Annotated in this window: 22 protein-coding genes; 21 read left to right on the top strand and 1 reads right to left on the bottom strand. The window is 44.6% G+C overall.

Annotation, left to right across the window (positions count from 1 at the left end; genetic code table 11):
* Nucleotides 1-13: 13 nt before the first annotated feature.
* From atpD to B1K52_RS08260, 20 genes are all read left to right on the top strand, one after another.
* The gene (atpD, locus tag B1K52_RS08165) at nucleotides 14-1,408 is read left to right on the top strand and encodes a F0F1 ATP synthase subunit beta (RefSeq protein WP_077307132.1); all 1,395 of its coding nucleotides are present in this window, start codon (nucleotides 14-16) and stop codon (nucleotides 1,406-1,408) included.
* A gap of 38 nt (nucleotides 1,409-1,446) precedes the next feature.
* Nucleotides 1,447-1,851 carry a F0F1 ATP synthase subunit epsilon gene (locus B1K52_RS08170; protein ID WP_077307134.1) on the top strand — a complete coding sequence of 135 codons (405 nt, stop codon included), beginning with the start codon at nucleotides 1,447-1,449 and terminating at the stop codon, nucleotides 1,849-1,851.
* A gap of 196 nt (nucleotides 1,852-2,047) precedes the next feature.
* Nucleotides 2,048-2,281, top strand: a complete 234-nt coding sequence (locus B1K52_RS08175) for a DUF1146 family protein (protein WP_077307136.1) — start codon at nucleotides 2,048-2,050, stop codon at nucleotides 2,279-2,281.
* Nucleotides 2,282-2,426: 145 nt separating this feature from the next.
* Nucleotides 2,427-3,134 (top strand): YwmB family TATA-box binding protein, encoded by a 708-nt coding sequence (locus tag B1K52_RS08180; protein WP_077307138.1) that lies wholly within the window; start codon nucleotides 2,427-2,429, stop codon nucleotides 3,132-3,134.
* A 33-nt stretch (nucleotides 3,135-3,167) separates the two neighbouring features.
* Nucleotides 3,168-4,472, top strand: a complete 1,305-nt coding sequence (gene murA, locus B1K52_RS08185; protein ID WP_077307140.1) for a UDP-N-acetylglucosamine 1-carboxyvinyltransferase — start codon at nucleotides 3,168-3,170, stop codon at nucleotides 4,470-4,472.
* A 573-nt stretch (nucleotides 4,473-5,045) separates the two neighbouring features.
* Complete coding sequence (locus B1K52_RS08190; protein ID WP_077307142.1) at nucleotides 5,046-5,981, top strand: ABC transporter permease; 936 nt, start codon at nucleotides 5,046-5,048, stop codon at nucleotides 5,979-5,981.
* 2 nt (nucleotides 5,982-5,983) lie between these two features.
* Complete coding sequence (locus tag B1K52_RS08195; protein ID WP_077307144.1) at nucleotides 5,984-6,937, top strand: ABC transporter permease; 954 nt, start codon at nucleotides 5,984-5,986, stop codon at nucleotides 6,935-6,937.
* Between the two features lie 4 nt (nucleotides 6,938-6,941).
* Nucleotides 6,942-7,943 carry an ABC transporter ATP-binding protein gene (locus B1K52_RS08200; protein WP_077307146.1) on the top strand — a complete coding sequence of 334 codons (1,002 nt, stop codon included), beginning with the start codon at nucleotides 6,942-6,944 and terminating at the stop codon, nucleotides 7,941-7,943.
* Between the two features lie 13 nt (nucleotides 7,944-7,956).
* Entirely contained in the window at nucleotides 7,957-9,588 is a 1,632-nt protein-coding gene (locus B1K52_RS08205) for a peptide ABC transporter substrate-binding protein (protein WP_077307148.1), read from the top strand.
* A gap of 81 nt (nucleotides 9,589-9,669) precedes the next feature.
* Nucleotides 9,670-10,590: a S66 peptidase family protein gene (locus B1K52_RS08210; protein ID WP_179106501.1), complete on the top strand. Its 921-nt coding sequence runs from the start codon at nucleotides 9,670-9,672 to the stop codon at nucleotides 10,588-10,590.
* Nucleotides 10,587-11,684 carry a mandelate racemase/muconate lactonizing enzyme family protein gene (locus B1K52_RS08215; RefSeq protein WP_077307152.1) on the top strand — a complete coding sequence of 366 codons (1,098 nt, stop codon included), beginning with the start codon at nucleotides 10,587-10,589 and terminating at the stop codon, nucleotides 11,682-11,684. The genes B1K52_RS08210 and B1K52_RS08215 overlap by 4 nt, the downstream gene beginning before the upstream one ends.
* Nucleotides 11,681-12,568, top strand: a complete 888-nt coding sequence (locus tag B1K52_RS08220; protein ID WP_077307154.1) for a C40 family peptidase — start codon at nucleotides 11,681-11,683, stop codon at nucleotides 12,566-12,568. The genes B1K52_RS08215 and B1K52_RS08220 overlap by 4 nt, the downstream gene beginning before the upstream one ends.
* Nucleotides 12,569-12,670: 102 nt before the next feature.
* The gene (gene spoIID / locus B1K52_RS08225; protein ID WP_077307156.1) at nucleotides 12,671-13,705 is read left to right on the top strand and encodes a stage II sporulation protein D; all 1,035 of its coding nucleotides are present in this window, start codon (nucleotides 12,671-12,673) and stop codon (nucleotides 13,703-13,705) included.
* A gap of 76 nt (nucleotides 13,706-13,781) precedes the next feature.
* Nucleotides 13,782-14,702 (top strand): stage II sporulation protein SpoIIQ, encoded by a 921-nt coding sequence (locus B1K52_RS08230; protein ID WP_077307158.1) that lies wholly within the window; start codon nucleotides 13,782-13,784, stop codon nucleotides 14,700-14,702.
* Between the two features lie 450 nt (nucleotides 14,703-15,152).
* Complete coding sequence (locus B1K52_RS08235; RefSeq protein ID WP_077307160.1) at nucleotides 15,153-16,220, top strand: AimR family lysis-lysogeny pheromone receptor; 1,068 nt, start codon at nucleotides 15,153-15,155, stop codon at nucleotides 16,218-16,220.
* 211 nt (nucleotides 16,221-16,431) lie between these two features.
* Nucleotides 16,432-16,701, top strand: a complete 270-nt coding sequence (gene spoIIID / locus B1K52_RS08240; RefSeq protein WP_077307162.1) for a sporulation transcriptional regulator SpoIIID — start codon at nucleotides 16,432-16,434, stop codon at nucleotides 16,699-16,701.
* 179 nt (nucleotides 16,702-16,880) lie between these two features.
* Nucleotides 16,881-17,882, top strand: coding sequence for a rod shape-determining protein (locus B1K52_RS08245; RefSeq protein WP_077307164.1), 1,002 nt, complete (start codon nucleotides 16,881-16,883; stop codon nucleotides 17,880-17,882).
* 112 nt (nucleotides 17,883-17,994) lie between these two features.
* A complete protein-coding gene (locus tag B1K52_RS08250; protein WP_077307166.1) occupies nucleotides 17,995-18,813 on the top strand; it encodes a flagellar hook-basal body protein in 819 nt (272 codons plus the stop codon).
* Between the two features lie 15 nt (nucleotides 18,814-18,828).
* Nucleotides 18,829-19,626, top strand: coding sequence for a flagellar hook-basal body protein (locus B1K52_RS08255; protein WP_077307168.1), 798 nt, complete (start codon nucleotides 18,829-18,831; stop codon nucleotides 19,624-19,626).
* Nucleotides 19,627-19,646: 20 nt separating this feature from the next.
* A complete protein-coding gene (locus tag B1K52_RS08260) occupies nucleotides 19,647-19,910 on the top strand; it encodes a DNA-directed RNA polymerase subunit beta (protein WP_077307170.1) in 264 nt (87 codons plus the stop codon).
* A 186-nt stretch (nucleotides 19,911-20,096) separates the two neighbouring features.
* Here B1K52_RS08260 and B1K52_RS17695 read toward each other — a convergent pair whose 3' ends face one another.
* The gene (locus B1K52_RS17695) at nucleotides 20,097-20,255 is read right to left on the bottom strand and encodes a lmo0937 family membrane protein (RefSeq protein ID WP_143588854.1); all 159 of its coding nucleotides are present in this window, start codon (nucleotides 20,253-20,255) and stop codon (nucleotides 20,097-20,099) included.
* A gap of 124 nt (nucleotides 20,256-20,379) precedes the next feature.
* Between B1K52_RS17695 and fabZ the strand changes: the two genes are divergently transcribed.
* The gene (gene fabZ / locus B1K52_RS08265; RefSeq protein ID WP_077307172.1) at nucleotides 20,380-20,802 is read left to right on the top strand and encodes a 3-hydroxyacyl-ACP dehydratase FabZ; all 423 of its coding nucleotides are present in this window, start codon (nucleotides 20,380-20,382) and stop codon (nucleotides 20,800-20,802) included.
* The last annotated feature ends 74 nt before the right edge of the window (nucleotides 20,803-20,876 follow it).

The raw sequence follows: 20,876 nt of genomic DNA on the forward strand, positions 1-20,876 counted from the left end.
AGGAGGGTTCCAGATGAGCAATGGTATCATTACACAGGTTACGGGACCGGTTGTGGACGTACGTTTCCCAAGCGGCCACCTGCCTGCCATCTATAATGCACTTGTTGTCCAAATAAATGAAACGACTACCCTCACATTGGAGGTAGCACTTCATCTTGGTGATGACAGTGTTCGTACAATCGCGATGTCTTCAACAGAAGGCTTACAGCGTGGAAAAGAAGTAGTTGATACAGGAGCAGCAATTAGTGTACCTGTAGGCGAAGCTACACTAGGACGTATTTTCAACGTATTAGGTGAAACAATCGATTTGGATGAGCCTATGCAAGGCGAAATCAAAAAAGATCCAATTCACCGTGAAGCACCAGAATTTGAGAACCTTGCAACAGAAACGCAAATTCTTGAAACAGGTATTAAAGTTGTCGACTTGCTTGCTCCTTACATTAAGGGTGGTAAGATTGGACTCTTTGGTGGTGCCGGAGTAGGTAAAACGGTACTAATTCAGGAATTGATCAACAACATCGCACAAGAGCACGGCGGTATTTCCGTATTTGCTGGTGTTGGAGAGCGTACACGTGAAGGTAACGACTTGTACTTCGAGATGAAGGACTCTGGCGTTATCACAAAAACAGCAATGGTATTCGGTCAGATGAACGAGCCGCCAGGAGCGCGTATGCGTGTTGCTTTGACTGGTTTGACAATGGCAGAGCACTTCCGTGACCAAGAAGGTCAGGATGTACTTCTGTTCATCGATAACATCTTCCGTTTCACGCAAGCAGGTTCTGAGGTTTCTGCATTGCTTGGTCGTATGCCGTCTGCAGTAGGTTACCAGCCGACACTTGCAACAGAGATGGGTATGCTGCAAGAGCGTATTACATCAACAAACGTAGGTTCTGTAACATCTATCCAAGCGGTATATGTACCAGCGGATGACTATACAGACCCGGCTCCGGCAACAACATTCGCACACCTTGATGCGACGACAAACTTGGATCGTAAGCTTTCCGAGCAAGGTATTTACCCTGCGGTGGATCCACTTGCTTCCACTTCTCGTGCATTAGATCCGGCGATTGTTGGAGAAGAGCACTATCAAATAGCACGTCAAGTGCAGCAGACTTTGCAGCGCTATCGTGAACTGCAAGATATCATTGCCATCCTCGGTATGGATGAGCTAAGTGAAGAAGATAAACTTGTCGTTTCTCGTGCACGTCGTGTGCAGTTCTTCCTTTCTCAGAACTTCCACGTTGCCGAGCAGTTCACTGGCCAAAAAGGTTCTTATGTACCTGTTAAAGAAACAGTTGCAGGCTTCAAAGGAATTCTTGAAGGCAAATACGACAATGTGCCGGAAGATGCTTTCCGTCTTGTTGGCCGTATTGAAGAAGTGCTTGAAAAAGCTGGCGTTAACAAATAAGCAGCAATCATGTAATAGTAGGATAGGAGGGGCTCCGGATGAGTACCGTAACAACCAGTATTGTTACTCCTGATGGCCCTGTTCTGGAAGCAGACTATGAAATGGTTAGCTGTACAGCGGAGAATGGGGAACTTGGTATTTTGCCAGGACACATTCCGCTTGTAGCGCCATTGAAGGTTAGTTCGGTTCGTCTACAGATCCAAGGCCGCACGGATTATGTTGCTGTCAGCGGCGGATTCCTTGAAGTCCGTCCAGACAGGATCACAATTCTTGCTCAGACTGCCGAAAGCGCAGCTGATATTGATGTGGACCGTGCAGAACAGGCGAAGAATCGCGCTGAGAAACGTCTGCAGGACAAGCAGGCTAACTTAGATCAAATCCGCGCTGAACAGGCGCTTAATCGGGCAATCAACCGACTTGATGTCGCATCACATTCCCGATAATGAAAACAGCATTCCGACAAGGAATGCTGTTTTTTTTATAAGAAGGTCTATTTCCTGGGCAATAAACATAGCGAAGCAGGAAGATTACCAGTATAATTTGATGAAACGTGTTTAATAGAACGGAAATAAGGATAACTAGGTATTATGTGATAAGAAAGTCAGCATATATCTGCTTATCCGCTAAGGAGTGTAGCATATGTTTGCTGTATTAGGCCAAGATGCGATGCTAGGGATTGCTTCCCACATTGCTTTTATGGCACTTACGTGGCGTATTTTGATGGGGGTCAATGTAGACGCATTAATAAAAAAAGGAAAAGTATTTGAAGCGAGAATGCTAATCATCTTCTTGACTATTGTTATTGGGACAACAGTCAGCAATGTATTTCTTCAGCTAGTAAGTTGGACGAAGCAACTTCAGTACTTGTTCTAGGAGGATGGATCAAGCAACTCCAGTACTGATACTAGTAAGTTGGGTCAAGAAGGTATTCATTCTAGTAATCTAGCAGGCTCTGTATATATGATTGGTTTTGTGTTCATACTGTTCCTAACAATACAGGGACAGGGGAGAAACAAAAATGAAACATTATCTCGCATTAATCGTAATTATATGTATGCTTATCGGTTATGGTATAGAGTCATATGCAGCAGAAGCAGTTCAAGTAACAGAAGATGTGGATCGGATGCACACTATTTTGAAAAGCGAAGGGGCAGACCTGCTTAATTTTGAGGTTACGCTGCGAGAAGCAGTTTCGCAGGCAGAAACACAAGAAGTTTTGACATTAATGGAGAAGCATGGACATATTTCCAAGGAAATTTCGGAAAATGCCGCAAAATTTGTGGTACATACCCCCCATAAACCATTTGCTGCTGTCGAACGTATATTGCTAGTAGTACCGACTGATAAGGCGTATCAAGCGGAAATCGTTTATAGTGTTTCCGGTTCAGAATGGACGGACAAGACGCAAGCATTTGTCCAAGACTTGACAGATGAGGCAGAATCTCGATATTTCACGACTAGTGCAAAAAAATTCGCTTGTCTGAAAGCGGGTTTCGGTGATAAAATAAGCGAGGATATTTTGTTTCAGAATGTCATGGAAAAATTAGATGTTCAACAACTCACGAATACGGAAGATAACGTTTACACGACTACAACAGGGTATACAACACAATTGAAAGCCAGCCATTCCTTAGCTGACAACATGAATGTTCAGCTTGCATTACATGAAGGGAATGGGCAATCAACAATAACTGTAGGAACGCCTATCATAACGACTGAATATTAATATAGTGAAATTGGACGCGGAGGAGAATGAAACTTGGAAAAAATCATCGTCCGTGGTGGAAGGCAGCTGAAGGGATCTGTCAAGGTCGAAGGTGCGAAAAATGCCGTACTGCCTGTCATCGCAGCAAGTATAGTTGCAAGTAGAGGGAAAAGTGTTATTCACAATGTTCCGGCTTTAGCCGATGTTTATACGATTAATGAAGTACTGCGCAGCATGAATGCAGAGGTTAATTTCAGCGATGGAACAATCACTGTTGATGCAGCCAAGCCAATGACGACAGAAGCGCCTTTCGAATATGTTCGGAAGATGCGTGCATCTGTTTTGGTACTTGGACCATTGCTAGCTCGTTTCGGTCATGCGAAAGTGGCATTGCCAGGCGGATGTGCAATTGGATCCAGACCTATCGATCAGCACCTGAAAGGGTTCGAAGCGATGGGAGCAAAAGTGCAAGTAGGGAATGGTTATGTAGAATTACGTACAGAAGGCCGCCTGCAGGGTGCTAAAGTCTATTTGGATGTACCAAGTGTTGGTGCGACAGAGAACATCATTACGGCTGCCGCATTGGCTGAAGGAACGACGATTCTGGAGAACTGCGCGAAAGAACCGGAGATTGTCGATTTGGCTAACTACTTGAATAAGATGGGTGCCAAAATCGTCGGTGCCGGTACGGAAACAATCCGCATCGAGGGTGTCGAAGAATTAGTTGGTGCTGAGCATACAATGATTGGCGACCGCATTGAAGCGGGAACATTCATGGTTGCAGCAGCTATTACCAAAGGTGATGTCCTAATCGAAGGCGTGGAGATGGAGCATGTAAGTGCGCTTGCTGCCAAAATGGAAGAGATGGGTGTTTCCATTAAAGAGAAAGCGAATGGTATACATGTCATCGGTCCTGAAAAGTTAACAGCAACAGATGTTAAAACATTACCACACCCAGGATTCCCAACCGATATGCAATCGCAGATGATGGCATTGATGCTATGTGCAGAAGGCACTAGCATAATTACAGAAACTGTTTTTGAGAATCGTTTCATGCACGTGGAAGAATTCCGCCGTATGAATGCAAATATTAAGATTGAAGGCCGCAGCGTCATCATGGAAGGCCCAACAGATTTGCAAGGTGCTGAAGTTGCCGCAACGGATCTTCGCGCTGGAGCAGCTCTAATTTTAGCAGGATTGATTTCCGATGGTTATACACGTGTAACCGAACTGAAGCATTTGGATCGCGGATACGTCGATTTCCACGGTAAACTTGCTAAGCTGGGTGCGGAAATTGAACGCGTTAACGACGAAGTTTTTGAAGAAGCGGCAGCAGCTGTAGAAGAAACAACATATTAAAGTGAAATAGGAATAAGCCTCTTGAAAAAGAGGCTTATTTTTTTGGGCTTTGTAAGATAACCTTCCGCACAATATAGGAATCTTCCTTCCGAACGTAGATAGGCTGTGCTATAATAATTAGAAAATTCACCAAATGCTGAAAATTGGAAGAGAGGACAAAATATTCGGCAAAACATGCCAAGCATCCCAGCATTATTAGACGATACATATGACTGCAGCTTCAAGCATACAGACCGAGAGATTCACGGTGGCTGCGTGATTAACAGCCGAAAACCAGATACACAGTCTTAAAATCGAATTATCTGTTGATGGAAAAGTTACATGAAGAGGCTTATTTAATAGTAAAGATAAGTGAAAACGCTTCCAATCAGAGCTGAAAGACACAAGTCTTTCATGCTTCAAACACCGAAACCAATTCAAGACATGGAAGCGACCGCCACTTATCTATGAATTATCGTTACTTCTGCATGTAACTTACAGATTTAAATTGAGAAAGAAATCAACGAAGCGGCATGTATGCTTTTACCATATTGTCGCTCGCTGCAAAAGATCTTCCGTTAGGAGTGAGGACTCATGGCGATTTATCTGATTCGCCGATTTCTGATTATGATTGCAACTATTTTCGTAATTGCGACCTTAACCTTCATCTTGATGCACAGTATACCTGGTAATCCATTCACGACCCAGGATCGAAGTACAAGCGAAGCTGTCCAGGAAAACTTGAATGCACATTACCATCTGGATGAACCGATGCTCATTCAATATGGTATTTGGCTCAAATCCCTGATGACGTTTGATTTTGGACCGTCAATTAAACAGCCGACCGAAACGGTAAATGATCTGCTTAGCAGAGGTTTTCCAATTTCAGCTGAGCTTGGTATGTGGACAATTACGATTGCCCTTTTATCTGGCATCACGTTAGGTGTGCTGGCAGCACTAAAGCATAATGGCATTATTGATTATATAGCTATGACACTAGCAGTGCTTGGTATCTCGGTACCGAACTTTATTCTGGCTACCTTATTAATTCAGCAGCTTGCTGTTAACTTGCAGCTTTTGCCTGCTGCCACCTGGTCTTCGCCGATGCATATGATTATGCCCATCATTGCGCTGGCTACTGGTCCTACAGCCATCATTGCCAGACTGACAAGGTCCAGTATGCTGGAGGTTTTGACACAAGACTATATCAAGACGGCACGTGCTAAAGGACTGTCACCAGCAAAGATTGTTATTAAGCATGCACTGCGCAACGCACTAATGCCTGTTGTGACGATATTGGGAACACTTGTAGCGGCTATTTTAACAGGTACATTTGTGATTGAGCGCATCTTTGCGATACCGGGGATGGGCAAGTATTTCGTTGAAAGTATTAATAATCGCGATTACCCGGTGATTATGGGTACGACCGTATTTTACAGTGCCTTTCTTATCTTTATGCTGTTTTTGGTTGATGTCGTTTACAGTATCCTTGATCCGCGGATTAAGCTGCACAAGAAAGGGGGCAGCTAACGATGGAATATCCGAATCGGCCAACGGAGACAGCAGTACAGCAAATACCAGATGACTGGTTTCAGCCAATCGAGAAGGATTTAAACAAAGCGGAAGAAGTTGCACGTCCCAGCCTGTCTTTTTATAAAGATGCGTGGATTCGTCTGAAGAAAAATCGGCTGGCTGTAACAGGTTTATTCTTCTTAATCGTACTAATCCTTGCCGCAATATTGGCGCCGATCCTTTCGCCATATTCCATTTCAGAAGGAGCTTTGCGAAATCAAAACCTGGCACCAACTGCATCACATTGGTTCGGTACAGACAGTTTAGGGCGTGATGTGTTTACCCGCTTATGGTATGGAGCCCGTGTGTCGTTGTTTGTGGGTATAGCGGCCGCATTAATCGATTTCTTTATTGGTATTATCTATGGCGGCATTGCAGGCTACAAAGGCGGTCGTACCGACAGTGCGATGATGCGCATTATTGAGGTGCTTTACGGACTTCCGCATTTGCTCGTTGTCATTTTATTACTTGTCGTGATGGGACCGAGTTTGTTTACAATTATTATTGCACTAACAATTACCGGCTGGATCGGAATGGCCAGAATCGTGCGCGGACAAGTAATGCAGCTGCGAAACTATGAATACGTCCTTGCTTCCAAGACACTCGGAGCGAGTACGGCTCGAATCATCCGAAGAAATCTTTTACCGAATACGATGGGGCCAATTATCGTACAAATTACATTGACTGTTCCGTCCGCCATTTTTGCGGAAGCCTTCCTCAGCTTCTTAGGCCTTGGAATCCAAGCGCCGAATGCCAGTTGGGGGTCAATGGCCAATGATGGATTGTCCGCTATTCTTTCTGGAGATTGGTGGCTGTTGTTTTTCCCGGCGCTATTCATCAGTTTGACGATGTTCGCCTTCAACGTGCTTGGCGATGGCTTACGGGATGCATTCGATCCAAAGCTGAGGAGGTGACAAAATGGAAAAGATACTTGAAATTGATGATCTGCATGTACATTTCACGACATATGGCGGAACCGTGCAGGCTGTCCGAGGTGTAAGTCTGTATTTAAACAAAGGAGAGACACTTGCTATCGTCGGAGAATCTGGCAGCGGTAAAAGCGTGACGAGCAATAGCATCATGCAGCTGATACCGTCGCCGCCTGGGAAAATTGTGAAAGGCTCAATCCGATTTAAAGGCAGAGACTTAGTTCGAACGTCAAAGAAGGAGATGCGTGCGATTCGCGGTGTAGATATTTCGATGATTTTCCAAGACCCGATGACAGCACTTAACCCGACATTAACTGTTGGTGATCAGCTGACAGAAGGGCTAAAACAGCATACATCGATTAGCACCGATAGCGCAAAGCAAAAAGCGATAGATATGCTCAGGCTTGTAGGGATAACTGACCCGGAAAGCAGATTCAAGCAGTATCCGCATCAATTCAGTGGTGGGATGCGGCAGCGTATTGTTATCGCGATGGCACTTATATGTGAACCAGATCTTCTAATTGCAGATGAACCAACGACGGCACTTGATGTTACTATCCAAGCACAAATCATGGAGCTGTTCAGTGAGATTCAGGAGAAAACAGGTGTATCAATTATTCTGGTCACACATGATTTAGGGGTTGTGGCCCGAGTAGCGGACCGGGTTGCTGTGATGTATGGCGGCAAGATTGTAGAAACCGGCGACAAAGATGCTATCTTTTATAATCCGCAGCACCCATACACAGTTGGCTTACTGCATTCTGTTCCGCGTCTTGATATGCAAGAAGCGGTGCTGCAGCCGATTGATGGAACACCGCCAGATTTGTTTGCACCGCCACAAGGCTGTCCATTTACCGCACGATGCGCGCATGCGATGCAAGTATGTGCGAACGTGTATCCACCTGCGACCAATTTGTCTGCGTCACACCAAGTGGAATGCTGGCTGCAGGATGCACGCGCCAATAGGGCAGCCAGTCTGATGAAACGCTAAAGGGGGAAAAGAGATGAAAAGAAACTGGAAAGTATCTATGTTTGCTTGTTTGGCTGCATGTGTTCTTTTGCTAGCTGCTTGTACCGCAAATAACAGTGCTGGCGGAAGCGGAAACGGCGGAGAAGGAGATGGAGAAGATAAGAAGGTATTACGTCTCAACAACGGGCAGGAACCTACCTCCCTTGATCCTCCAGAAGGTTTCGATAGTGCTTCTTGGGTAATGGTGAACAACTTAATGGAAGGACTAACACGTCTGGATGAAAACCATCAGCCGCAGGCGGCAATGGCGGAAAATTGGGATGTTAGTGAAGATGGCAAAGTATATACTTTTCATTTGCGTGACGATGCAAAATGGTCCAATGGCGACAATGTAACAGCAAATGACTTCGTTTATGCATGGAAGCATATGCTCGATCCAGAGCAGGCTTATCAGCCCGCATTTTTGGCATATGTCATTGAAGGAGCAGAAGCATATAACAGCGGGGAAGCTAGTGCTGATGACGTCGCAATCAAGGCGGTGGATGACAAGACGTTTGAAGTAACACTGACAGCACCGACTGGCTATTTCCTGAACTTGCTCACCAATCCGGCGTTCTTCCCGGTGAATGAAAAGGTGGCACAGGAAAATCCAGAATGGTTTGCTGAAGCGGACAGCTATGTGAGCAATGGACCTTTTAAAATTGATAGCTGGTCGCATGACAAAGAGCTTATCATGGCTAAAAATCCAGAATATTGGGATGCTGACACGGTAAAACTCGATCAAGTGAATTGGGCAATGGTAGCAGATATGAATACCGAATATCAAATGTATCAAAGCGGGGACTTGGATCGTTCGTCTATTCCAGCTGACAATGCCAAGGATTTGATGAATAGTGAGGAGTTGGTGACCGAGGTACAGGCGGGCGATCAATTCCTTCGTTTCAACGTTCAAAAGGAACCATTCACCAATGAAAAGATCCGCAAAGCTTTTGCGATGGCAATGAACCGTGATGATATTGCGGAGTATATTCGCGGTATTGGGGAACAGCCGGCTCGCGGGTTCGTACCGTATGGCTTCGAGACACCAAGCGGCGGTGATTTCCGTGAAGAAAATGGAGACTTAGTTCAAGATGATCCGGAAGAAGCGAAAAAGCTGCTTGCAGAAGGAATGGAAGAAGAAGGCTGGGATGAGCTGCCGGACGTAACATTGACGTACGGAACAAATACAGCCAACGAACGCTTGGCAGAAGGAATTCAGAGTATGCTTTCAGAAAACTTGGGTGTCGACGTGGAGCTGCAAACTGTTGAATCGAGCGTGTTCAGCGAAGAGCAGACCAAGCTCGTGTATCAGCTCTTCCGCGGTTCTTTCTTGGCGGATTACGGAGACCCTGTCAATTTCCTGGAAAGCTTCACAACCGAATCTTCTTCGAACCGCACAGGCTGGTCCAATGAACAGTATGATAAGCTAATTGCAGATTCCAAGTCAGAGAGTGATGAAGCGAAGCGCTATGAGATGATGATGGAAGCCGAAAAGATTTTGCTGGTAGAAATGCCGATTATGCCATTGCATTTCTACCAGCATGTGTACCTGCAAAAACCAAATGTCAAAAATGTCGTGATGCACCCGGTCGGTTATTTAGAGTTGAAGTGGGCTGATATCGAATAGGGCAGACTCGGAAGAAGTGGTGAAAACCACTTCTTTTCCGTCTTTACCCCCATACATATAAGTGAAGGAGGAGATGTGCGTATGAAGCCGTCAGCATGGAAAAAAGGAGATACAATCGGGATTGTTGCCCCAGCAGGTCCTATTAAACAAGAGGAACTGCAGCGAGGAATAGAGATAATTCAATCACTTGGTCTTTCCGTTAAGCTCGGAAAGCATGTGTATGACAAATATGGTTATCTGGCCGGCAGCGATGCTGATCGTGCAGCTGACCTGAATCAGATGTTCCAAGATGATGAGGTAAAAGGTATCATCTGCGCTCGCGGTGGATACGGGAGCGGAAGAATAGTGGAATTGCTAGACTATCAACTAATTAAACAAAAGCCGAAAGTGCTGCTCGGATACAGCGATATCACTTATCTACATACGAGCATACGGCAGCGGACAGGGTTGGTTACTTTCCATGGTCCAATGGTTGCTTCCGACATGGGCGAATCTGATTTCGCTAAATTGAGTTATGATCTGCTGCAGCAGTTTTTCACCCCAACAGATGTGGTGTATACGTCAGCTATCTCTCCGCTAGAAGCGATTGTACATGGCAAAGCTTGTGGGCCGCTAGTAGGCGGCAATTTGTCTTTGCTGGTGAGTACACTTGGTACGCCCGATGAAATTGATACAGCAGGCAAGCTGCTTCTGTTAGAAGATATCGAGGAGCCGCCTTACCGGGTTGACAGCATGCTGAATCAATTGAAGCAGGCAGGCAAGCTGGAGAAGGCGAACGGTATTATCATTGGTGATTTTAGAACTAGCATCCCGGAAGATCCGGAGAATTTACTATCTTATGATCAAGTTTTTGTTGATTATCTGACCGAATTGCAAAAGCCGGTTATGAAAGGGTTTCGAATCGGCCATTGCAACCCGAATATTACGGTTCCGCTTGGGACAGAAGCAACAATGGATACCGAAGCAAAGGTATTGCGTGTAAAGGCAGGAGTATCTGCGTGAAAGTCGAACGAATTGATTTATTTCAGACGCGCGTTCCTCTAAAGAAACCTTTTAAGACAGCACTCCGCACTGTGACGGAAGCGGAAGCAATTGTGGTAAAAGTCACAACAGATGATGGAATTGTCGGTTGGGGAGAGGCTCCGCCGACACATGTTATTACCGGTGACAGCTTGGCGAGTATCCGTTATAGCATCGAAGCGGTTATTAAGCCTATCTTAATTGGGATGCCGCTGTTGGAGCGCGATGCACTGTTTGGAAAACTGCAGTCTTGCATCGTCGGCAATACAAGTGCAAAAGCAGCAGTCGATATTGCCTTGCATGATTGCATTGCCCAATACAGCGGTCTGCCGCTTTTTCAGCTGCTTGGCGGGGCACATCAGACACTGGAGACAGATTATACAGTGAGTGTAAACGACCCGGCAGAAATGGCGAGAGATGCAGCGTCTTATGTGAAAGAGGGATTCCAGACATTAAAGGTCAAGGTTGGCAAAGACGATATAGATACGGATATCGAGCGGCTCCAGGCAATACGGCAAGCGGTAGGAAAAAGTGTCGTACTGCGGCTCGATGCCAATCAAGGCTGGGACAGCAAAACTGCTGTCCGCGCCATCAGCCGGATGGAAGATATCGGATTGGATATCGAATTAGTAGAACAACCTGTCCAAGCGACTGACCTGCGAGGGTTACAATATGTCACCCAGCATGTGCAAACGCCAATTATGGCAGATGAAAGTCTGTTTTCACCCCAAGATGCATGCACATTGTTGGAAATGCGTGCAGTTGATTTGCTTAATATCAAGTTGATGAAAGCAGGTGGCCTGCAGCCGAGCTTAGACATCGCTCGAATCGCGCGAACATACGGAGTGGAATGTATGGTTGGCTGTATGATTGAATCTCGCATCGGTATTAGCGCGGCAGCACATCTGGCTGCCAGTCAGGTGCAGGTAACGCGAGTGGACTTTGATGCGCCGCTCATGCTGCAAAACGATATCGTAACAGGTGGTGTGCGATATGAAGGAAGCAAGCTGATACTCAATGATACGCCAGGACTTGGTATTGTAACGGTAGATGGGCAAGCGGAGAATGTAACATGAAAGAATATACTGTTGCAGTAGCTGTCGCGAATCTGTGGACAAATCCGGCCGCTCCCCGACAAGTAGATGCCTGCATTATTTCTAATCCTGCTGATCCATCCGCCTGGGTGCATCAGCTCTCGCATACAGACCGTTTAGAACTCCATGAGAACAATCTGGTTCAATCGCAGCTTCTTTTCGGTACGTCGGTATGGCAAGTGGATCGAAGAGAAGACTGGGTAAAAGTGGTTGCTCCGACTCAATCAACACCAAAAGATGCAAGCGGCTATCCTGGCTGGATACCAGCACATCAGCTCGCTTCACCGCTTCCGAAAACGGAACGGCTGATTGAGGTGCGGGCGAAGCAGACTGATTTAATCCTGGAAAAGAAGCGTGAAATCGTACCGGTTAGCTTTTTGACCAAATTGCCTTATATAGAAGATACACCATTTGCATATAAAGTTTTGACACCATACGGCACCGGGATAATCTCGAAATCAGCGAGCAGCCTTTGGACAACGCGAGCAGCCAGTGGAAAGGAATTGCTCAAATACGGAGAGCAATTTCTAGGTTTGGATTACTTATGGGGCGGTATGAGCAGCTGGGGTTACGATTGCTCAGGGTTCAGCTATAACATGCATCTTGCTGGCGGCTATACCATTCCGCGTGATGCAAGTGCGCAATGTTTACAAGGCAGCTCCATTCAGCTGAATCAAGCAGAGCCTGGCGACTTATTATTTTTTGCTTATGACAAGGGGAAAGGTCGCGTGCACCATGTTGGCTTTTATTATGGTAATGGACAGATGCTGCATGCACCGAAGACAGGCAGGCGAATTGAAGTTCTGAACATGGCAGGTACGGTGTATGAAACCGAGCTTTGTGCGGTTAGAAGATATTGGAGCTGATAGAGTGCATCGTGCGCTCTATTTTTTTAGGCGCAAATGTTCTAGCAATCCCTGTCAGTTACATAGAGTAAAGAGTAGACCAGTCAGATAAGGAGGTCCTCTATGTCCAAAAAAAGCAGATCAAAACGCCGCCTGAAGTCACACATTCTCATCAGCATGCTCATAGCCTGTTTGTTTGCTGTCATTGTGGCACTCCCTACGTTAATTGTAGTACCATTTATAGACCCTGGCGGCAGTGAGAGGACGGCGACAGCAATGGAACAAGAAAAGCAAGTGAAAGAAACAGCCAATGTGGCAGTTGAGGTGAGCCGGACAGCGAGCAATACCGTTGAAACCGTACCTTTGGAGACATATGTGACGCGCGTTGTGGCATCTGAAATGCCGGCTGATTTCGAACTAGAAGCACTTAAAGCACAAGCAGTTGCAGCACGAACCTATGTGGTACGCTATATGGAAGATCATCAGGCAGAAAAACCGGAAGCAATTGAAGTATCTGACACAGTCAGTCATCAAGTATATAAGAATGAAGAAGAGCTCAGGCAGACTTGGGGCAAGGAATACGATAAGAAAATGGAAAAGCTGTCCAAAGCAGTGGAAGCAACAAGCGGAGAGATACTTACCTATCAAGGAGAACCAATCACCCCGTCTTTTTTCTCGACGAGTAATGGCTACACCGAAAATGCAGAAGACTATTGGGAAAATGCCCTGCCTTATTTAAAATCAGTCGAAAGCCCATGGGATAAGCAATCTCCTAAATTTGCTGATCAAAAGATTTTTGAGATAGCAGAAGCAGAAAAACTGCTAGGCGTTAAAATCAATCCAAATGAGCCGCCAGGTAACGTGAAGCTTACAGACAGCCAGCGCGTTGCGGAAGTGGAAATCGGTGGCAAACAGTTCACTGGCCGAGACATACGGCAAAAGTTAGGACTCAAATCGACAGATTTCACTATATCAATGAAAGATGGTCATCTTATTTTTAAGACAAAAGGATACGGCCATGGAGTTGGGATGAGTCAATATGGGGCGAACGGCATGGCGGGCGAGGGTAAGTCTTATCAAGATATTCTGACACACTACTATACGGATACGGAGATTAGTAAACTGCCGGCAAATGGTGCGAAATTAGTATCTAAATAAGTATTGGAATTTTTTTCTGTATACAAGGTATAGGAATCTAGCTTTGTGACCACAATGGTTGCAGAGGTGATGATCTATGAAGGAAAAAAATAACGTTTCAAAATCCAAATGGAAACGTCTTTTCCGTAAAAAATGGTTTTTCCCAGCATTGTATCTTGGTATTTCCGCTTTGCTTCTAACCGCGGTATTGTGGTATCAAAGCGGCACGAATGACGCCGATCAAGCAGAAGAAGACAAAGGTATCTTCGACTCTCTATCTTTTGATGGTGATGAGGAAGCAACTCCTGTAGCAGAACAGGATGAAGTTGTGAAGTCGCCTGTAGCAGAAGATGCAGAAGCAACAGTCGTAACGAAGTTCTATGACAACAAAGCAGACAGCGAATCCCAAGAGAATGCACTCGTACTCTACGACAACAAATACTATCAAAGCACCGGAGTGGATTACGCTGCAGCAGATGGCGGTTCTTTTGAAGTCCTCGCAGCATTAAGCGGGACTGTCACAGAAGTGAAAGAAGACGCTCTGCACGGTAATGTTGTTCAGCTAGAGCATAAGAATGGTGTTACAACGTATTATGCTAGCTTGGAAGATGTAAAAGTTGAAGTAGGCCAAGAAGTGAAGCAAGGCGATGTATTGGCAGCAGCTGGACAAAGCTTGTTTGCTAAAGATAAAGCAACGCACGTACACTTTGAAGTTCGTAACGGTGATACAGCCGTGAACCCAGAAACATTCCTAAATCAGCCTGTAAGCAAGCTTCAAGAAGCAAAAGCTGAATCAGAAGCAGTACAAGAAGATGCAGCGGATACAGCTGGTCAGACGGAACAACAGCAAGCAGATGCAGAAGCTCCGGCAGATGAAAACACAGATGCAGAGGCAACACCTTCTGAAGAAGAAGAAGAGCCAAAGCCTGATGCTGGTGAAGAAGAAGCTCCTAAACAAGATGACGAGAAACAGCCAGAAGAAGATGCAACTTCTTCTCGCTCTTCCGCTCAGACTTGATTTGAAGCAAGCATAGACTGTATAGAAAATGCCGAACTACTAGCTGAATCCTCAAAAGGATTTACAGTAGTTCGGTTTTTTGTTGTTTAGAAAGTGAAGATGTTTCTCTTAGTAAACGATAGATTGTTTTGTTACTGTCTAAGAGTCTCCGTGTATTTGCGATTCTATTTAAATTTTACAGTTCTCTAACAGCAAGTTACAACACTAGCGAAGTATTTTTTGTAGTGGTTACGAGGAAGTGAAACATTTATTCTGTACGGCATTTTTAGGCAAAAAGCCGCCCTACAAAATGAATAGGAAAAGCAGTAATTTGTCGAACGAATCAAACTTGAAAGAGGTTGTAATTATCTGAAAAGATGGAATAATGTAAAGGTGCCATGCATAAATAGAAAGTCGAAGTCAAGTGACTTTATGGGGGTAATATTGGGAATGTGAGAGGAGAAAAGTAAGTTGAATCAATCTAGTGTACGTAAAGAAGCGATTGACTTGGGCAAGTTATCTGCGGCATCTGGCCGGATGACAGACCTGTGGTCGTTTATCCAGCTAGTAGAACCGAGCCATGAGGTGAAGCAGACTGCTGACTTAGCCGCCAGATTTTGTTTACAATCCGCTTCCGCTGACGTTCAGCTGGCGGGAATAGACTTCCTAGGGATGAATTTCTATGAGAAAGAACTGCAGCTGCTGATTGACAAAAATAAGCATTCCTTACATGCGCGTAATAAATCGTATGCGCAATTATACGAATTGATTATTCAGTACCAAATATACAAACTGCCAGGGGATGAGTATGAAAGACAAACGAGCCGAGTTAATGCTGACTTTCCAGAAGCGAAGGCACTTATTCTAATAGGCAAGATTTATCAGCACTTCTATTACTCTGACTACCATATTTTCGGTTATTATCTCGATGATCTTCAGGAGACCATCCTGCATATTAAAGATTACATGCTGCAGCAAATGATGAAGGTTCGGCTGGAAAAGCTGCTATTTCAATATCATTGGAAGCGAAACGAACTGATTATTGCTCGAAAGCACAGCAACAATATTCTGGAACATACATATTTGCCAGGCCAGCGAGCGATGCAGCATTATAAGATGGGACTCACCTTCCTCTTTGATGATAAGATTGCGAGCTTTTCACATCTGTCTGAAGGAAGTAAGCTAGCCAAACAGTACCAGATCACTTTTCTAGCCCCGCTGCTTGAGAGACAAGTGCTGCCGATTGTAGCTGCTCACTTTGATTTGCCGCATAGGTTCGTGACAGACGACCCGTATGCACTCGCTTATATCGAGTTCCAGCTCGGGCAGACCGACAGCGCAAGAAAGCGCTATCCTGTCTGGAAGCCTGAAAAGCAGACTGCGTTTTATAAATACTTCTATGGCCTCATTTATCAAAAGAAAGATTTTCTTGTTGACTCCTATCATCAATTCATCCGACGACATAAAGACTTCTATTTTTCTCGCTTGCCGATGTATGCCATTCAAGATATGGATAACCGCAGACCTTCTCCACGCTGAGAAGGTCTTTTTTGTGGCATAAAAGAAAGAAGCAGCTAATAAGATGTTACAAACCAATGCAAATGATTGAAGGGAACGAGTGTGAAGCGCTCAACGCCGCGGACACGCCATCATCTTAGACTCCTCATAAAATTGTACATATATGATTCACGTCTGCTTCTCATCTTGTCTCACGAACATCAAGAACCGTCAACTTAAGGAGGCATGAGCTGTGCATGATTATATTAAAGAGCGCACGGTGCGCATAGGCAAGCACATTGTGGAGACGAAGAAAACGGTACGTGTAATTGCAAAAGAATTTGGTGTATCTAAGAGTACGGTGCACAAGGATTTGACAGAAAGGCTGCCTGAAATCAATCCGGATCTTGCAAACGAAGTAAAGGAAATCCTAGATTATCATAAAGCGATTCGCCATTTACGCGGCGGAGAAGCTACCAAGTTGAAATATAGTGTCGAAACGAATACCGAATCTCCTGCTTGAAACACAACTTTTATCCTGTAAACGAACAACGATTCTCTTCCTGGCATTGCTACTTTTATCCTTATTTTCTTTCATAATTTGCTACTATTCTCCATGTTTTATGCTAGAATATATACTAAGTAGCATTATGTTCTCGAACGGATGCGACAAAATTTCTATCTTACAGGGAGGATCTGAGGATATTGGCAAGAGATATAGGAATTGACCTCGGTACGGCAAACGTACTCATACATGTAAAAGGAAAAGGAATCGTTCTCAATGAACCATCCGTTGTCGCGATGGACAGGAATACAGGGAATGTATTAGAAGTTGGGGAAGAAGCACGACGCATGGTAGGCAGAACACCTGGCAATATTGAGGCGATTCGTCCGTTGAAAGACGGCGTAATCGCTGATTTTGATGTAACAGAAGCAATGCTTCGCTATTTCATCAACAAGATCAATGTAAAAGGTTTTCTTTCCAAACCGCGCATGCTGATCTGCTGCCCGACAAACATCACGAAAGTCGAGCAAAAAGCAATCAAGGAAGCAGCGGAGAAATCAGGCGGTAAGAAAGTTTACTTGGAAGAAGAGCCGAAAATAGCTGCAATCGGCGCTGGAATGGATATCTTTCAGCCGAGCGGTAATATGGTCGTTGACATTGGCGGCGGTACAACAGACGTAGCTGTCCTATCAATGGGCGATATTGTCACAGCGCAATCAATCCGAATGGCCGGAGATAAGTTTGATGCAGAAATCCTGCAGTATATCAAACGTAAATACAAACTGCTGATTGGGGAACGTACAGCAGAAAATATTAAGATTGAGATTGCAACTGTATTCCAAGGCTCACGCCAAGAATCAATTGAGATTAGAGGACGTGACATGGTAAGCGGTCTTCCGCGTACTATTACAGTATATTCAGAAGAGATCGAAGAAGCACTTCGTGAATCAGTAGCATTGATTGTACAAGCGGCACGAATAGTGTTGGAACAGACGCCTCCTGAGCTGTCGGCTGATATTATTGACCGCGGTATTATCTTGACTGGCGGCGGAGCTATGCTGCACGGTATTGATCAGCTGCTTGCGGAGCAGTTGAAGGTTCCTGTCTTCATTGCTGAAGAACCGATGGACTGCGTAGCAAAAGGCACTGGTATCATGCTGGAGAATATTGATAAGTTGGAAAAACGCAAAGTAGTTTAAAAAATGACCTCTTCTGTTTGCAGAAGGGGTTTCATTTTTTTAGCATTCTGCCGATATATAGGGGAGAGAAACAGATAACATTGTAATTGATAAACCTAGGAGGATTTACACTTTGCTAAAAGGATTATATACAGCAGCATCCGGTATGCTTGCCCAGCAGCGCCGACAAGAAGTTCTGTCCAACAACTTAGCCAATGTGAATACGAATGGATACAAAGCAGACCAAGGACAGCTGCGTGCTTTTCCTGAGATGCTTTTGAAATCCATGGAAAGTAAGCCGACCGCTATGGACGGATCACGTTATACAACCACGTCTAAAGAAATTGGCAGCATCAATTCAGGTGTATACGTACAAGAAACTATTCCGAATTTCATTCAGGGAGATTTGCGAGAGACTGGTATTAGTACAGATGCCGCGCTTGTAGACGGTAATGTCCCAGATGAAAATGGCTCTCTCTTCTTCGCAGTACAAACAGCTGAAGGACAAGCTTATACACGAAATGGTAATTTCACGATTGATGCAGAAGGTTTTCTGACGAATGACCAAGGCAGCTATATTCTGGATACAGAAGGTAATGCAATCCAGACAAACAATCAAACGTATACGCTGACAGCAGATGGTACAATGCAGTTTGTTGACGGCCGTAACATACAGCTTGGTATATCGTACGTGCAAGATGCGAATCTGCTGGATAAGCAAGGAGAAAATGTATATAGTGCGAGCGAGGAAGCGCAAGTGGCAGATGCTCGAGCGACGGACGGGGTTACTTACAATATTGTCCAAGGTGCAGTAGAAGGATCGAACGTAAACTTGCAGCAGACGATGGCCGACATGATGCAGGCTTACCGGACATTTGAAATGAACCAAAAAGTAATGACAGCATACGATGAGAGTTTAGGAAAAGCAGTAAATGAAGTTGGGAAGCTGTAAAGGAGGGAGAGTAACATGAGCAGAATGATGACACAAGCAGCGGTCACGATGGGGCAGCTGCAGAATCGATTGGACCTTATTTCCAATAATATGGCGAATACGAATACAACTGGCTACAAGACACAAAACGCGAATTTCTCTTCCTTGCTTTTTCAGCAGATGAACAATCCGCCCGCTGATGAAGCGAATGAGCAAAATCGGGCCACAAGTGACGGAATTCATATAGGAACTGGATCTTATCTAAGCAGTACCAACCCACTCATGACAATGGGTACAATCAAGACAACAGACCGTAACTTGGATGCGGCACTTGTGAATGACAACCAATTTTTCACGATTACAGCAGAAGATGGGAAGGAACAATATACACGAGCTGGAAATTTCTATCTGCAGCCGCAAAATGATGGAACAGTTGCCTTAACGACTGCTGATGGAGATTTTGTGAACAGTGCCGAAGGTCCTATTGCATTGCAAGCTGATTTTGATAGTATTACAATCAATGACCGCGGAGAGATTGTGGTAGGTCGTAATGGGGTAAATGCTGTTGAAGCAAATTTAGCAATAACAGCCATTGATAATCCCCGCGTTTTGACACGCACAGGAGACAATAACTTTACATTGGCTGATCCAGCACTTGCCCAAGCAATAGCACAAGATGAAGTGGAATTGCAGGCAGGAAGCTTGGAAGGATCAAACGTTGATCTCAGTCAACAGATGACAGCGATGATAAATACGCAGCGAGCTTATCAGTTTAACGCTCGTTCCATCTCCATGAGTGATCAGATGAGCGGCCTTATCAACCAGATTAGATAATAGTAAGGAGCCAGTACGTTATGCCGGATAATGCATCCAAACTTCAAACAAAAGAAGAGTACGACAAAAAGAAGCAGGCTGAAGGGGAGAAAGCACCAAAAAAACGGCGCAGAAGAGTCTTTCCAATTTGGCTTCGGTTACTTGTCGTGCCGGTCGTTCTGGTCATTTTCCTTCTGCTTGGTATGCTCTTCGGATATGGCGTACTAGGCGACGGCAATGCCTTTGATGTTCTGAAAAGAGATACATGGACACATATTTATAACTTAGTTAATGAGAAATCATAAATCAATAAATTGAATGATTCGTTTGTCCTCAAAAAAATCCGAACTCTACTGTAAATTCTTAATTAAGAAGAATTTAGTTGAGTTCGGATTTTTTAGTTAGACGAAGTTAAGCTATTTTCTTTAAGTTCTTAATGAATTAGTCTTCTCAGGCTTGTGCAATATCTCGCATCCTAGAGATGTCTATTTCTATCGCTTACCCCTGCTCTTCTTAATCGCATAAATAACAAACATAATAACCGCAATGACAAGAAGAATATGAATTATTCCTCCAAGAATATTAAAAATGACACCAAGAAGCCAGAAAGCAACGACGATGATGCCAATCCATAATAATAAATTAAGCATTTGGCTACCTCCTTACAACTGTTTTACAAAAACATACCCTGCAAGAGAGACAAGCTAAACATACAGGCTTTGTTTTTGTTATAATACCTTAGGAAAGACAACCATTCAGGAGGCTCACCATATTATGTATGATGTACAACAAATCAAAGAAATAATCCCGCATCGCTATCCATTTTTACTCGTGGATCAAATAACGGAGATTGAAGAAGGCAAACGCGCTGTTGCGAAGAAGAACGTGACCATCAATGAACCATTCTTCCAAGGCCATTTCCCAGATTATCCTGTAATGCCAGGCGTACTGATTATTGAAGCGCTAGCGCAGACTGGTGCGTTTGCGATGCTGATGAAAGAAGAAAACAAAGGAAAGATTGGTTTCCTTGCAGGTGTCGATAAATGCCGCTTTAAACGCCAAGTAGTGCCTGGCGATACATTGAAGCTCGAGGTGGAGATCATCCGTCTGAAAGGGCCTATCGGCAAAGGAAAAGCAACTGCTACAGTGGACGGCGAGCTAGCTTGTGAAGCAGAAATTACATTTGCCATTAAATAAAAGGACGAAGCGACATGCTTCGTCCTTTTTTACTATTTTTTACATTCAATTTACGTTTTAAAAACCTCCTTTAT

This window comes from Terribacillus halophilus, assembly GCF_900162685.1.
In the GTDB taxonomy this organism is placed as follows: Bacteria; Bacillota; Bacilli; order Bacillales; family Amphibacillaceae; genus Terribacillus; species Terribacillus halophilus_A.

What these genes read in the sequence shown, in the direction of transcription:
- atpD (WP_077307132.1), top strand. Translation starts at nt 14, where the DNA reads ATGAGCAATGGTATCATTACACAGGTTACGGGACCGGTTGTGGACGTA.
- B1K52_RS08170 (WP_077307134.1), top strand. Translation starts at nt 1,447, where the DNA reads ATGAGTACCGTAACAACCAGTATTGTTACTCCTGATGGCCCTGTTCTG.
- B1K52_RS08175 (WP_077307136.1), top strand. Translation starts at nt 2,048, where the DNA reads ATGTTTGCTGTATTAGGCCAAGATGCGATGCTAGGGATTGCTTCCCAC.
- B1K52_RS08180 (WP_077307138.1), top strand. Translation starts at nt 2,427, where the DNA reads ATGAAACATTATCTCGCATTAATCGTAATTATATGTATGCTTATCGGT.
- B1K52_RS08190 (WP_077307142.1), top strand. Translation starts at nt 5,046, where the DNA reads ATGGCGATTTATCTGATTCGCCGATTTCTGATTATGATTGCAACTATT.
- B1K52_RS08195 (WP_077307144.1), top strand. Translation starts at nt 5,984, where the DNA reads ATGGAATATCCGAATCGGCCAACGGAGACAGCAGTACAGCAAATACCA.
- B1K52_RS08200 (WP_077307146.1), top strand. Translation starts at nt 6,942, where the DNA reads ATGGAAAAGATACTTGAAATTGATGATCTGCATGTACATTTCACGACA.
- B1K52_RS08205 (WP_077307148.1), top strand. Translation starts at nt 7,957, where the DNA reads ATGAAAAGAAACTGGAAAGTATCTATGTTTGCTTGTTTGGCTGCATGT.
- B1K52_RS08210 (WP_179106501.1), top strand. Translation starts at nt 9,670, where the DNA reads ATGAAGCCGTCAGCATGGAAAAAAGGAGATACAATCGGGATTGTTGCC.
- B1K52_RS08220 (WP_077307154.1), top strand. Translation starts at nt 11,681, where the DNA reads ATGAAAGAATATACTGTTGCAGTAGCTGTCGCGAATCTGTGGACAAAT.
- spoIID (WP_077307156.1), top strand. Translation starts at nt 12,671, where the DNA reads ATGTCCAAAAAAAGCAGATCAAAACGCCGCCTGAAGTCACACATTCTC.
- B1K52_RS08230 (WP_077307158.1), top strand. Translation starts at nt 13,782, where the DNA reads ATGAAGGAAAAAAATAACGTTTCAAAATCCAAATGGAAACGTCTTTTC.
- B1K52_RS08255 (WP_077307168.1), top strand. Translation starts at nt 18,829, where the DNA reads ATGAGCAGAATGATGACACAAGCAGCGGTCACGATGGGGCAGCTGCAG.
- B1K52_RS08260 (WP_077307170.1), top strand. Translation starts at nt 19,647, where the DNA reads ATGCCGGATAATGCATCCAAACTTCAAACAAAAGAAGAGTACGACAAA.
- B1K52_RS17695 (WP_143588854.1), bottom strand. Translation starts at nt 20,255, where the DNA reads ATGCTTAATTTATTATTATGGATTGGCATCATCGTCGTTGCTTTCTGG.
- fabZ (WP_077307172.1), top strand. Translation starts at nt 20,380, where the DNA reads ATGTATGATGTACAACAAATCAAAGAAATAATCCCGCATCGCTATCCA.